Origin of the sequence: Psychroserpens luteus (genome assembly GCF_015319355.1) — a bacterium.
GTDB classification, from domain to species: domain Bacteria; phylum Bacteroidota; class Bacteroidia; order Flavobacteriales; family Flavobacteriaceae; genus Psychroserpens; species Psychroserpens luteus.
This window is the reverse complement of sequence record NZ_JADILU010000004.1, coordinates 1-13,767: the sequence shown is the minus strand read 5'-3', so window position 1 is coordinate 13,767 and position 13,767 is coordinate 1. Positions and strand designations below refer to the sequence as shown.

The following is a 13,767-nucleotide window of genomic DNA, read 5'->3' as shown; positions in this document are numbered from 1 at the left end:
ACATTATTATGATTACAATAATTAAAACAATTCTAGACATTATCATCATCCTTTTTCTGAATTAAAAAACCATTTAAAAACAATAGTTATGAAACTCAATAATCCAAAAATAAAAGACAATTTTCAAAAGCAACTTCAAACATTTAGAGCCTTATTAAAAGGGTCAGTAATGGCGAAATTATCTTGCTTTATACTTATTATAGTGTCTTTAAAAATCATTTATCTATCACGAGATCAAACTTTAGAAGTAGTCTTATTGTGTATTGGGATTTTAGGTCTCGCTTACTATATGGTTAAGTATTTATCATTAAAAGGTATTAAGCAGAAATCGTATACGCAAACATCATTAATTTCGAGTATTACAACTTTTAAAAGCTACATAAAAAAGCGAAAAAAATACGAAATGTATTTTATGAGTTTTTGGATGCTATCACTTTTACCGTTTGCTATATCTTTTTTGGAGTCAAAAGGTCAGGCAATTTTGGTTATGATATGTTATATTGCAGCGGTATCATTTTTTGGAAATCTAGCCTATAAGAAAATGGATAAAATAATTGAAGGACTAGAAAGTGAACTAGAGTTAGCATCTTATATATAAGAGTTATTCAATAACTTCAATCATTTCATGACACAACACTAAATGAAATTAATTACAAATTATAAATACTGGATTTTAAATTTCATAGGATGGATTGCCTTCGCATTTTTTATGCTCACGCTTGATAAGGTTTCTTATTCTGAAAGCATGGATGTCAATCGTTTATATTACTTAATTTCTGAAGGTTTTGTCTGTGGATTTTTAGGTTTTTCCTTGTCTTTCATTATTCTGTTTTATTTAGAGAATTATTTCAATGTCGCCAATTTTACTAAAAAGGATGTATTTAAACTGGTAGCTGTATTTATACTAACACAGGTCATCTATCATCTTTTGCTTTGGCCAATGCTTAGTATTCTTGCACACTATTTTTTAGAAAAAGATTCAACTGTTACGTTTCTCATGAAAATGACTAATGTACCACATTTTACTACTTATTTTATTGTATGGTTGTTTGTCGTTTTCGCCATAAAAATTTATTATTATCTCAACACAATTAAGTTGCGCCAAGCACAATTGCAAACGAGTTTAAAAGAATCTCAGCTAAATACATTGAAAGGACAAATCAATCCGCATTTTATGTTTAACAGCTTAAATAATATTAGAGGGTTGATGTTAGAAGATGTTGACAAGGCGAGAAGTATGCTTACGAGTTTATCTGAAACTTTACGCTATTCACTTACAAAAAATGATGTGAGCTCTATTGCACTTGAAGACGAGTTAGAAATGGTAGATAATTATGTGGAGATTTCTAAAATTCAGTTTGAGGATCGTTTGCAATTTGAAACTCATATTGATGACCAATCATTGACGAAGCAAATTCCGCCAATGATTATCCAAATGCTGATTGAAAATGCCATTAAGCATGGGGTTTCAAACTTAAAAAGTGGAGGTAAGGTTGTATTGACTACAGAGGTTACTTCGGAATTTTTAAAAATAGAAGTCACGAACTCTGGTACAATTAAAAAACATGAAAACTCAACCCAATTAGGCCTAAAAAATATTGAGCAACGCTTGGATTTATTGTATTCAAAAAAGGCAACTTTCAATATAACGGAAATAGAAAATCAGGTGGTTGCTACTATAAAAATACCGTTGTCATGATCACTTTAAAAGCTGTAATTGTTGAAGATTCTCGTTTAGCTCGTAATGAGTTAAAAGAGTTGATAAAAACACATCAAGAAATTGAACTTTTAGGTGAAGCAGAAAACGTAGATGATGGTTTTAAACTTATCAATGAGACGAAACCAGATTTGTTGTTTTTGGATATTAATATGCCAGAAAAAGATGGTTTTGAGCTTCTTGAAATGCTCGATGATGTTCCCATTACTATTTTTACCACAGCTTTTGATGAATATGCTATAAAATCTTTTGAGTACAACGCTTTTGATTATTTATTAAAACCAATCAATCAAAAACGATTTTCAAAAAGTATAGAAAAGGTTATTGAGAATGCAACAAAAGATCCAGAAATTAAAATTTCCGAAGATGAGTCTAAAGAAGATGTTTTAAACCTCGATAAACAAATATTCATTAAGGATGGAGAAAAGTGTTGGTTAGTCAAAATTCAAGACATTACGCTTTTTGAAATTGTAGGTAATTATACGCGTGTCTTTTTTGAAAATAACAAGCCTTTAATTTATAAATCTTTGGCGCAGATAGAAGAAAAACTCCCACCTGAAGTTTTTTTTAGAGCCAATAGACAACAGATTATAAACATCCATCACGTAAAAAAAGTGATTTCCTGGTTTAATGGGAAACTGAAAATTGAAATGCAATCTGGAGAAGAAATTGAAATCTCCAGACGACAATCTTACTTGTTTAAAGAGCAGTTGAGCTTTTGATTTTTACTATTAGTTTATAATATATTTATATAAAAAAAAGCCTGCAAGATTTGTTTTCTTGCAGGCTTTATTATTCATTAAAGAAATCTGTTTAGTTGACTTTTAATTTTAAGATTTGTCCTTTTTTCTTGCGTTCTCCTAATAAAAAGACAGTATTATTATTCATATTAATAACACCATCATTTACTTTGTAATAGACCTTAGAATCTTTATCATCTATGAGTTTTTTATAATCAAAATTACCATCGTTGTCAATAGAGATTGCATAAAGATTAGATTTTTTAGAGGATGTTTGTTTAAAAGAAATTCTATCAGCACTTAATTTTTTCACTTTATCAGAGCAGTTAATAAAAAAGTAAGTGGACTCTCCAACTGGTAATGTTGTAAAAGAACTATTAACAGTTCCTGTTTGAGCTTTATTAATGTTTCTTGCCCATTTCAAATTGCCATTAGCGTCCAATCGCATTGCCATGATATCATTATAATGGTAAATAGTTATTGTCGACATTGAACCATTAGCTCCCATTGTTGTATGCGTTGTGATGTAAAACTCTTCAGCATTTACTAAAATATCATTGTTGGCCATTAGATATACACCTTTAAAATCAATATTATTGATGCCTTTCTCTTTCTTACGTTTCTTTTTTCCCTCTTTGTTACCATATTTATCTGTCATGAACTCAGCAGAGAATTCATTAAATTTACTATAATTGGTTTCTAAAGTTTTAGGGTTGAGGTCGTAGATACAAACACCATTGAGTTTATAGGCTTCTTTTTTTCCGTAGAATCCTACACATGCTAATCGATCTTCGTTAACCACTAATGATAAGGATTGAATATAATTTTCTTCATTTTTAAAATTTACTGTTTTTTCACCTTCGGCATTGATCTTATTGAGTTCAAAGTGATAGTTGACCTTACCATCTTTTTTAGATTTACGTTTACCATTTTCATAGGCTTTACCTAAAAAATAAATAGTTCCATCTTCGCCATCAACATCAAAATCACTATAAATGAATAATTTGTCTTTAATATCTTTTACAATTAGTTTTTCGTAAACCATGTCAAAGTTATCATTGAATACAAATACCTTGTGTGTTTCTTTTTCTTTGTTTTTAAAATCAAAATTGATGGCAAAAAACTTTTCATTTGCAGACAGAACTACATCTCCCATATGATCTCCATCTGCCTGATTCCAACCGTTACCGAAAAGCATAAGGCCGAAGTATTTCTTAACATTATCTTCTGTAAATGTCAATAGGTTTCTAGAAGTGAAACTTAGATTGTTCAAATCGGAAGATGATACATTTATAGCAATTCGATCTTCTTTCTTTTCTTGTTCAATTTCTATAAGATGTAATTGACCATCTTTTAAAAAAGCATTTCTTATCGTTTTATTTTTTACTTCATAATCTAATTCTTTAACAAGCTTTAGATTAGCATCAAAATATTGAATGTAATAACCTTTTAATCTAAGCCCAAATCCTGAGTGATATTGACGTATAGTCACAATACCACCATCTTCGGCTTCTAATGTTAAAGTTAAATAAGAGTTTTTCTTTTTGTCTTTAAAAATCTCACTCTGAGTGATTGAGATGTCTTGAGCAAAAGTAAATGTCGTCGCCAATAGTAATAGCGCGATTGATACTATTTTTTTCATTTAGTTAGGTTTTAGGACTAGCAAAATAGTAAAACTAAAAACGATTAAGAAATTTCTTAAATTGAAATTATCTTAATCGCTTTTTTATAATAATTAAAAGTCTACACTTATTCTTTAATTTCTATCCTCACACCTTCACTATGACTACTAAATTCTGGAGCATACATACTTTGAATTGTCGTAATTCCATTACTCATATCTCCAGCGTTATTCACTCTTAAATCATATTCAAAAACGTAAACGCCTTTTGGTAAATAATCAAAAAAGAAGTTGGTTGAGGCATCTTTAGTAGCTTCATAATAACCTAATCCGTCTTGATATTTATACTGAGATAATACATTTATAGGTTCTAATCCAGCAGCTCTCATATCTTTCATATGGATAAATTCCATAGCGCGATCACTTCTAAGTTCTATGCGAACCCTTACCAAATCACCAACTTTTAAATCGGTTTCTGGTGTGATCTCTGTGATTTGCTCTCCAGTATCTGTATTTGTTTTCTTGAAAAGTTTCTTGCTTAGTTTTAATGGCGTTTCTGCGGAAGTAATTTTATCTAAATCCTCAAAATATTGCCAGTATAAACTTCCCCAAGCAATGCCATCACCTTTCTTTGTTAATTTAACGGTTGCCATTTCTGGTTCAATTTCCGAAGAATTCCAACTCGTTTTAAAATATCCAGTTCCAGCTTCAACCTTGACATCTTCGAGTTTTGAAGGCTCAATTTGTTGTCCACCTATGACGATATCTACCATTTCTGAAACGCTCAACCAATCGCTACCTTGAAGTAGTAATGCATAAACAGCTTCGGTAGTTGCTTTGGTGGTTTTCCAACGGTTGGTTTGTTTGTTTTTGAGTAACCAGATTTTGAGATTATCTATCGTTGCTGTGTCATTTTCTACTTCGGAAAACGTCTCAATCAACAAGGCTTGCGTTTCAATTGGTGCTTGATACCAGTACCAAGAACTCGTGTTTTCTTTCCAATACATTCCTAATTCTTCCGAAGTAATACTCGTTTCACGCAACGATTCTAAAATCTTTGCAGATGTGCTTTCATCATCCATTCTATGCAACACTAACGTCATTAACCCTTTGGCATATAACGAGCGACTCAACCAGTATTTTTGGATTTGCGTCTGGTAATAATCTGTGATCGTCTCCACTTCTTTCGATTTTTTCAGCTCCGGAAAAAAGCTGCGCATATACAAATAGTGCAGTTGTGTGTAACTGAGGTGATCTTTACTTAAATCAACATCTTTATTATACTTTTTTATGTCTTTGTATTCTTGAACGAACTCATCATCTAGATATGAGATTGCTTTTTCAATCATTTGCATCTCGACTTCGCTCGACGTGACAGAAAGTTTGTCTAAATGCCCAAAACCAGTAATAATGTGCTGAGTGATGTAACGGTTTGGTCGTCCTCCATTAAACCAAGACCAAGCGCCATTACTCATTTGTCCATTTTGGAGTTTACGCATTGCAGAGTCTAATTCGTTTTTCATTTTGTTTAAATCGAATAGGAGTGCGATACGTTTTTTCTGTTCGGTTTCACTTTGAGCATCGCGTAACCAAGGGGTTTCCTGAATTAAAATAGATTTCAATTCTTGATTCTTTTCCAAATTAGATAACAACGCATCTGTATTTCGCCATTGATTAAAAACCTCCTGAATTCTTGGATTACTATTCGCAATATGACTTGCTAAAGTATTTGCATAATAACGACTAAACGTTTGTTCGTTACACTCATAAGGATACTCCATCAAATAAGGTAACGCTTGTACAGCGTACCAAGCAGGATTTGAAGTCATTTCTAATGTTAACTTATGGTGCTTAAGCGTTGTAGATGTTGTTGTAGCCAACTTATCTAAAGTAAACGTTCGTGTTTCATTACTCTTAATCCACATTGGTAAAGTTTCTGTCACTAACATTCTATTACTCAATACTGGTAACGCATTTTGTTCTCCATCACTAAAATCACCTGCTTTTGCTATGATTTTGTATTGTACAGCGTCGACATCAAATGGGATTTCGAGATTCCAAGTGACGTTTGTATTTCCTTTTGCTGAAACTTTAAATCCTAAATCATTGTAAGCGTTTGATAATTTACCGTCAATAGATTCTCCTGTAAGCGCATCAAATAACTGAAGTATAGCAACACCTTCTAATGTACCTTCAGTAAGATTTGCAATCTTAGTACTGATACTAATTTTATCACCTTCTCGCAAAAAACGTGGTGCATTTGGGATGACCATCAACTCTTTCTGAGTCACAGTTTCTAAAGTAGAGATTGCACTTTCTAACGATTTTGTATGAGCCAACAATTGCAGTTTCCATTTGGTCAAAGCTTCAGGTGTTGTGAAACTAAAACTCACATTGCCTGCTGCATCGGTTTGTAACTGCGGAAAAAAGAATGCAGTCTCTTGAAGATTCTTACGGATTTTTACATCGTCGAAGTTTGGTTTTTCTGGTACATCAAATACATTAAGATTTGTTAGACCTCCAACTACATTCTCTCCAGGAATAACTTTTGCTATTTTCATATTGAAATAGTAATCAGAATCATCCGCTTCCATATCAGCAGCATCTATTGATTCTGCAGAAACAGTAGAAACTGCACTAGATAATTTACTTCGCTTTGTAGAACCAGCATAGCCAGTAATTACAACCTCTTCTAAAGCAGCACTATCTTCATTAAGTGTCACACTAAAATAATTATCTTTCGCGACCTTTATTTCCAAGGATTTCATTCCTATAAAATTAATAACCAAGACATCACCTTTTTTAGCTTTTAAAGAAAACTCACCATCAAAATCGCTTGTAATTCCGGTTTCTGTACCTTTGATTAAAATATTTGCTCCTGGTAAAGGTTCTCCGTTCTCATCTTTTATTATTCCTTCTACTGTACCAGATTTTATGCTTTTTAATTTTTTACTTGTAAATGTTGATGGTACTATGTTTTTTTGACGTCTTAAGTATTGTTGCCTTCCGTGGTAATAATCGCTAAAATAGAGTCCGAAGAAATTTAAAGCATCATATCCTTGAACACTATGGTTACCAGAACCTCTTTGTAAATTGTTAACTGTAAACGGATTCATTGTAAAACTTCTCCCAGAGTTTAATCTGTATTGCGAATAGTAAGATGCTTGTTGAATTGGATTAAACGACCAATTATGTGTTTTAAATTGATCTAAAGAAGCATCGTACATACTTGCTAAAAGTTCTGCAGCGACTTTATCTCCTTTAGGGCCTTTGATTTTAAAACGCCAAGTTTCATCGGTTCCTGGTTGTAATTTATCTCTAAAGGTTTGTGTTTCTATTTCTAAATCTGTTTTTGGATAAGGCACGTTGATATTTAAGCTTCCGTTATTGAAACTGTTTTTAAATGCATAACTATAATGCACCACAAAACCACCTAAATCTTCTGCAGATACTGGGATTTTTATCGTTTGTTTATTGTTATTAATTGCAACGACTTGCTTGCTTATAATGTCATGATTTTTCTCAACTTCTATAGTAAGAAATAACCCTTCCGCAGAAGAACCAATTAAAAGTTCTACAGTATCATTAATTCCGTAGGACGTCTTATTTGTAGCAATATTAAAGAGCTGATTATCTGCTAAGGTTTTGTCATCGTTGCTATAAACCATCGTTTGAGCTTCATCTTTAACCTCTTGACCAAAACGATCTTTACTTTCTAGGATGACCAAATAGGCTCCAGATTCCCAACGTTTGATTTTACCTAGTTGGAGTTCTTTAGAGGTTTCAGTATTAAAATCTTTATCATAAACAAGTTCGCCTTTCTTCCAATTTTTAGAGTCATGTTCATTGGTATAGGCTTCATTTGGAAACAAGGTTTTAAACTCAGCTTCAGTAAACTCCTGATAATCTGGAGCTGCCCAAGGACGAGGTCTCAAAACCGAATTTGGTGCTTTAAGTTTATAAATTTTGATGTTTCCTTTTGCAGCTACAAACTCACCATTTAGATTTCTGGTATCTATAGACATGGATTGCTTACTATCTTGTTTGTCCAATTGGTTGGCAATACTAATTTGAGCAGTCAACGCATGATACCCAACATTTACATTTGTGGTTGCACTGCGCGTTTCGCCATTAATATCTGTAATATCTGCTGTGATCTCATAACTAAATGTTGGTAATGCAGATTTATCTTGACTTGCATCTGGTATCGCATTGAAGTCTATTTCAAATTTACCATCTGCATCTGTAGTCGTTTCTCCATGAGCGATTTCTTGTGGCTCAGAATTAAAATAAGGTCTGTACCAATAGTACCATCTTGGATATTGTACTTTTCGGTGTACACGATACACCACTTTTGCATCTGTAATGTTGCTGCCTGCATACGCGAGCGCATTTCCATTTACGGTAACTGTATCATTAACTTTATAGGTCTTTGTAACAGGTGTAAATTTTGCTTCAAATTTTGGACGCTTATATTCTTCTACCGAAACAGATTGATAGGCATTTAAGTTATTTTCACCAGTTAATCTTATTGAGAAATTACCTGTTAAACCATTATTAGGTATGATAAATTCTCCAGAAACAGATCCGAATTCATTGGTCGCTAATTCTAAAGATTTTACTTCTTCGCCATTGGTGTTGTAAAGTGTAACGTTAACGGTTTTATTTGCTAAAACTTCTGTTTTATCGGCATTTGTGGTCATTGCGATTCCTTTAAAATATAAAGGCTGTCCTGGTCTATAGATGCTTCTGTCTGTGAATATGAATCCTTTGTGTAGCGGATAATTAGGTTTATTATTTCCGTAGTTATAATAACGGTACAGGTGTAAACTTTCAAATAAAGCAGTGTCATTATTAGCTTTAATTGTGAGTTTAATTTGAGAACGGTTGTATTCTGCTTTTTTGACAAAGAACTCTCCATTATCATCTGTAGTGTAATTATCTGTTCTATAATTTCCGTTATAATTTTTGATAAAATCTAAAATAATTTTTGCGTTCGGTATAGGTTTTCCGTTTGTTCTATCAATAATTTGATAGGTGACATCACCTTGATCTTCTTTTTGAATGTAAGCAAGATTTGAAACTTGAATTTCTTTAAACGCATAAGTCTTGTTATCGTTTTGTACTTGTCCGAAGATGATATAGCGTCCGTTTTTTAACTTCGGAATTGCAATTTCTGTGCTATGCTCTTGATAATCATTTTCGTCTTTTAAATTAGAAGTCCAGCTTTGAATCGCTTTCATGTTTTTTAAAATCTTAAGCCTTTCTTCAGTTTGATTATACGTACGAATGATTTTTAACTCAGCATCTGTAACCGTTCCAATTTTAAATTGAATGTTGTTGCTATTTTTATATGTAATTAATGACAACGCATTTTTATCTATGGGTAACACATCTTCTGTAAATATTTGAAGGGATTGCGCTAATATTTGAGATTTTAGAATGTTGCATTTTTCTGCACCTTGACTTTTTGGATATTTAGTGATGACAGTATCACAAAGTTCTAAAGCTTCTTTAAGTTTCCAACGATGTGTTTCATTCGTTTTTGGTTGATAGCTGTTACCTTGTGTTTGATAAACTTTTGCAATTTCATAATCGTATAGTGCAGCTACGCTATTGTTTGCTGCATTCCATTTTTTGCTTTCCTGATCTAAAGTTTCTAATAATAGTGTCTCTTTATGATCAAAAATGGCATGTTGTGTAACAAACGTTAAACGTTCTAGATTCACATCTGCAAGTGCTTGTGGAGATTCATCCTGTAAATGAAACTTTATCAAACTCTTATAAATTTTTAAAGCGTTTAATTGTAAGGACATCGTGTCTTTAGATTCTAATCGTATTGCAGAAAAATCACTGGAATTCCCAATAAGTTCTGGGTCATCTATTTCAAATTTATAAGCAGGTCTGGTGATATTAGTTTCAGAGGTTTTATAGAAAACTAAAGCTTGATGTGATAATAAATCAAAAAGCGTAGGTCTGTAAATTTTAGAATTAGGTTGTGAAGTTAAAATCGCCTCAAAATCGTCTAATTTGGTTTGTTGGAGTATGATTCCGTTTTGTAAAGACTGCTCATAATTTTTGTGAATCTCCTCAAATAAAGTCTGTAAATCCCATGTTCTAAAATCTACATCAGTAGTTGCAGAGTCTGTTGAATTATCAATTTTCGTTCGATTATAAAACTTCCATCTATTTTGAGTGAAATACTGCCAATACAATGTAGCCAACATATTTTGAAGCACATTTTTTGTAGGCGATTCGCTTTTTGCAATCGCATCTTTAAACTCACCAATAATTTTAAATTGCGCTTCATCTTCTAGTATGAGTGCATATTTACTTCGGAAAAGTAACGTCTTAACTTCCTGTGGTGTATTATTACTAACTTTCGCTTTTTTCTCAATAGCCTCTACAATTTTTAAAGCAGATTTTGGCAAACCTTGATTTTCAAACTCATCGACTTCCTGCCAAAGTTTGGCATAGTCTTCGGTTTGAGCGTTAGAAAAATTTGCAAATAATAATATCATTAATACGCTTATAATTGGCTTCATAATTTAAATTTTAGGAAAATTAATCCTTTATTCTTCCGAAGAAAACAACAAATGAGTGATTGTTTAGTTTGGTTGAGTGAAGTTAATAATTTTTAGAGTAAACTATTTATCTTTGTAACTTGAAAATCAAAAACAGTACCACATTAAGGTTTGAAATCTTTTGGTGCCCTTTTTGCGTAAGTAGTTGTATGAAACGAGCATGCTAATGTTTTATCACATTAATGATGTATTATTAGCGAACAGCATGTGACCTTAAAAAAAAACTATAAATATTAATACATGAAACATTTTATTTTATTTTTCTTAGTACCTGTTTTTATGTTTAGTCAGTCGTCATTAAATGATGCCAAAAAGCTCATTGATAAGAAAGAGTTTAAAAAGGCAGAGCAACTACTTTCTCAATACGTTAAAATCCATCAAAGCGATCTTGAAGCTTTAGAATTATATGGAGATGCTTATGGTCATCAGAAAAAATGGGATGAGGCAATCGTTCAGTATAAAAAATTAGTAGAAGGGAAGCCTAATAATGCAAATTTTCATTATAAATATGGTGGTGCTTTAGGTATGAAAGCACTTAGCGTAAGCAAAATAAAAGCACTCGGTATTATAGGAGACGTTAAAGATGCTTTTTTGAAAGCTGCAGAGTTAGACCCAAAACACATTGATACACGTTGGGCTTTGGTAGAATTATACATGCAACTACCAGGAATTATTGGTGGAAGTAAAAGCAAGTCTTTTAAATATGCAAACGAGTTGGAAGCACTTTCTAAAGTGGATGGCTATTTGGCAAAAGGGTATATCTATGAATATGATGACGAACCAGAATTGGCAGAGAAATATTACAAATTAGCTATAGAAACAGGAGGTTCATTAACCTGTTATGATAAACTCACCGATTTATACCAAAAAGAGAAACAACCAGATAAAGTCATCACTAATCTAGAAGCCTCTGGAGAAAAACATCAACGTAATGCGATGCATTATCAAATAGGGAAAGTGTGTGCAGAGTATAATATTGAGTTAGATAAAGGCGAAAAGTGTTTGCTAACTTATATTGATAATTATTCTGCTAAAGACGGAGTGCCAAAAGCTTGGGCTTATTATAGATTGGCGCAGATTTATAAATTCAGAAGAAATAAAGAAGATGCTTTAAAATGGATTGATAAGGCGATTACAGATTTGCCTGAGATTGATGTTTTTGAGGAAGAGAAAACAACGATTCAAAGTTTATAAACTTCTAATTAAAAGTTATCTATTTAGACTTTATACTTAACTCTTCAATTAGTATATTTGAACGTCTAGAAAACATAACACATGAACGTACATTTTATAGCTATTGGAGGAAGTGCCATGCACAACCTTGCTTTAGCACTTCATAATAAAGGATATCAAGTTACAGGAAGTGACGATACTATTTTTGAACCTTCAAAATCAAGATTAGATGCTAAAGGTTTATTGCCAAAAGCATTTGGTTGGTTTCCAGAGAAAGTGTCCTCTAGTTTAGATGCTATCGTTTTAGGAATGCACGCCAAAGCAGACAACCCAGAACTTTTAAAAGCACAAGAACTCAATCTTAAAATCTATAGCTACCCAGAATTTCTCTACGAGCAATCCAAGCATAAAACGCGTGTTGTTATTGGAGGAAGTCATGGTAAAACGACTATAACATCTATGATTTTACATGTGATGCATTATCATGATCGTGATGTTGATTATATGGTTGGCGCACAATTAGAAGGTTTTGATGTGATGGTTAAACTCACAGAGGATAATGATTTTATCGTTCTAGAAGGTGATGAATATTTGAGCTCACCAATTGACAGACGACCAAAATTTCACTTGTACAAACCTAATATTGCATTGATGAGTGGGATTGCTTGGGATCATATTAATGTGTTTCCTACGTATGAGAATTATGTGGAGCAGTTCTCCATTTTTGTAGATAGTATTGTACAAGGCGGAAGCATAAATTACAACGAAGAAGATCCTGAGGTAAAACGTGTCGTTGAAGCAAGTGATAATCAAATTCGTAAAATAGCATATCAAACACCTGAATATCGAGTTGAAAACGGACAAACATTATTAGCAACATCTGAAGGTGATTTGCCTATAGAAGTCTTCGGAAAACATAACCTCAATAATCTTGCTGGTGCCAAATGGATTTGTCAGCATATGGGAATAGATGAAGATGATTTCTACGAAGCGATTTCTACATTTAAAGGTGCAAGCAAACGACTAGAGAAAATTGCGGAAACTTCTAAAAGTGTAGCTTATAAAGATTTTGCACATTCTCCAAGCAAGGTGGAAGCGACTACAAACGCTGTAAAAGAACAATATGAAAATAGAACTTTAGTGGCTTGCTTAGAATTACATACTTACAGTAGTTTAAATGCAGAGTTTCTAAAAGAATATAAAGGTGCTCTCGATGCTGCAGATGTTGCAGTGGTTTTTTACTCACCTCATGCAGTAGAAATCAAAAAACTAGAAGAAGTTACTCATGAGCAAATTTCGAATGCTTTTGAGCGTGACGATTTGATTATTTATACCAATCCAGAAGATTTTAAATCCTTTCTATTTTCTCAGAATTTTGACGATAAAGCTTTGTTGTTAATGAGTAGTGGTAATTATGGTGGTTTGGATTTTGAGGAGTTGAAAAGCCTTTTTTAGTAAGACTCGTCATCCTGAACTTGTTTCAGGATCTCATTATTTATTTTATGAATCCATTCATGATAAAATATTTCTTATTTAGTTTTAAAGCGTTAAGTGTTTGAGATAAAATGGTTTTTAAACATATGAAATTGCTCAACAATGGAATAAAATAGATGATTATTTTTATGTTATGGGTTTGGAAATCAGTAAGTTTGATTAATGTTTTCTTCGGAAATATGATAACTTAAAGTTTGGCTCTTAATTTTTATAAATCAACCAAATCAATTTTTTAGACTAAAATCAGGAGGTTCGTTTAACGTGTCTGTGTGGGATTAATTGCGTGATTAAGCACCTAATTTAGCAAATAAAAACCCAATAGAAAATAGACTGCCCCCAAAAAGTTAGACACTATTTGAGGGTATTTTTATGGAAAGAAAAGTCAAGTATAATTATGAATTTAAACTTCGTTGTGTAAAAGAGGTCTTAAATCATCAC

Annotated in this window: 7 protein-coding genes; 5 read left to right on the top strand and 2 right to left on the bottom strand. The window is 32.5% G+C overall.

What is annotated here, in order from left to right:
* Positions 1 to 88: 88 nt before the first annotated feature.
* Genes IM744_RS09870 through IM744_RS09860 form a run of 3 tightly spaced genes read left to right on the top strand, consistent with a single transcriptional unit; the run spans position 89 to position 2,439 of the window.
* Positions 89 to 598, top strand: a complete 510-nt coding sequence (locus tag IM744_RS09870; RefSeq protein ID WP_194507979.1) for a hypothetical protein — start codon at positions 89 to 91, stop codon at positions 596 to 598.
* 42 nt (positions 599 to 640) lie between these two features.
* Positions 641 to 1,699 carry a sensor histidine kinase gene (locus IM744_RS09865; protein WP_194507978.1) on the top strand — a complete coding sequence of 353 codons (1,059 nt, stop codon included), beginning with the start codon at positions 641 to 643 and terminating at the stop codon, positions 1,697 to 1,699.
* Complete coding sequence (locus IM744_RS09860; protein ID WP_194507977.1) at positions 1,696 to 2,439, top strand: LytR/AlgR family response regulator transcription factor; 744 nt, start codon at positions 1,696 to 1,698, stop codon at positions 2,437 to 2,439. The genes IM744_RS09865 and IM744_RS09860 overlap by 4 nt, the downstream gene beginning before the upstream one ends.
* A gap of 91 nt (positions 2,440 to 2,530) precedes the next feature.
* Here the strand turns inward: IM744_RS09860 and IM744_RS09855 are convergent, their stop codons facing one another.
* Entirely contained in the window at positions 2,531 to 4,099 is a 1,569-nt protein-coding gene (locus IM744_RS09855) for a hypothetical protein (RefSeq protein WP_194507976.1), read from the bottom strand.
* A 107-nt stretch (positions 4,100 to 4,206) separates the two neighbouring features.
* Complete coding sequence (locus IM744_RS09850; RefSeq protein WP_241738313.1) at positions 4,207 to 10,623, bottom strand: alpha-2-macroglobulin family protein; 6,417 nt, start codon at positions 10,621 to 10,623, stop codon at positions 4,207 to 4,209.
* A 279-nt stretch (positions 10,624 to 10,902) separates the two neighbouring features.
* Here IM744_RS09850 and IM744_RS09845 point away from each other — a divergent pair, with 279 nt between their 5' ends.
* Together IM744_RS09845 and IM744_RS09840 are read left to right on the top strand one after the other, a co-directional pair.
* Positions 10,903 to 11,856 carry a tetratricopeptide repeat protein gene (locus tag IM744_RS09845; protein ID WP_194507975.1) on the top strand — a complete coding sequence of 318 codons (954 nt, stop codon included), beginning with the start codon at positions 10,903 to 10,905 and terminating at the stop codon, positions 11,854 to 11,856.
* An 81-nt stretch (positions 11,857 to 11,937) separates the two neighbouring features.
* Positions 11,938 to 13,290, top strand: coding sequence for a UDP-N-acetylmuramate--L-alanine ligase (locus IM744_RS09840; RefSeq protein ID WP_194507974.1), 1,353 nt, complete (start codon positions 11,938 to 11,940; stop codon positions 13,288 to 13,290).
* Positions 13,291 to 13,767 lie beyond the last annotated feature (477 nt).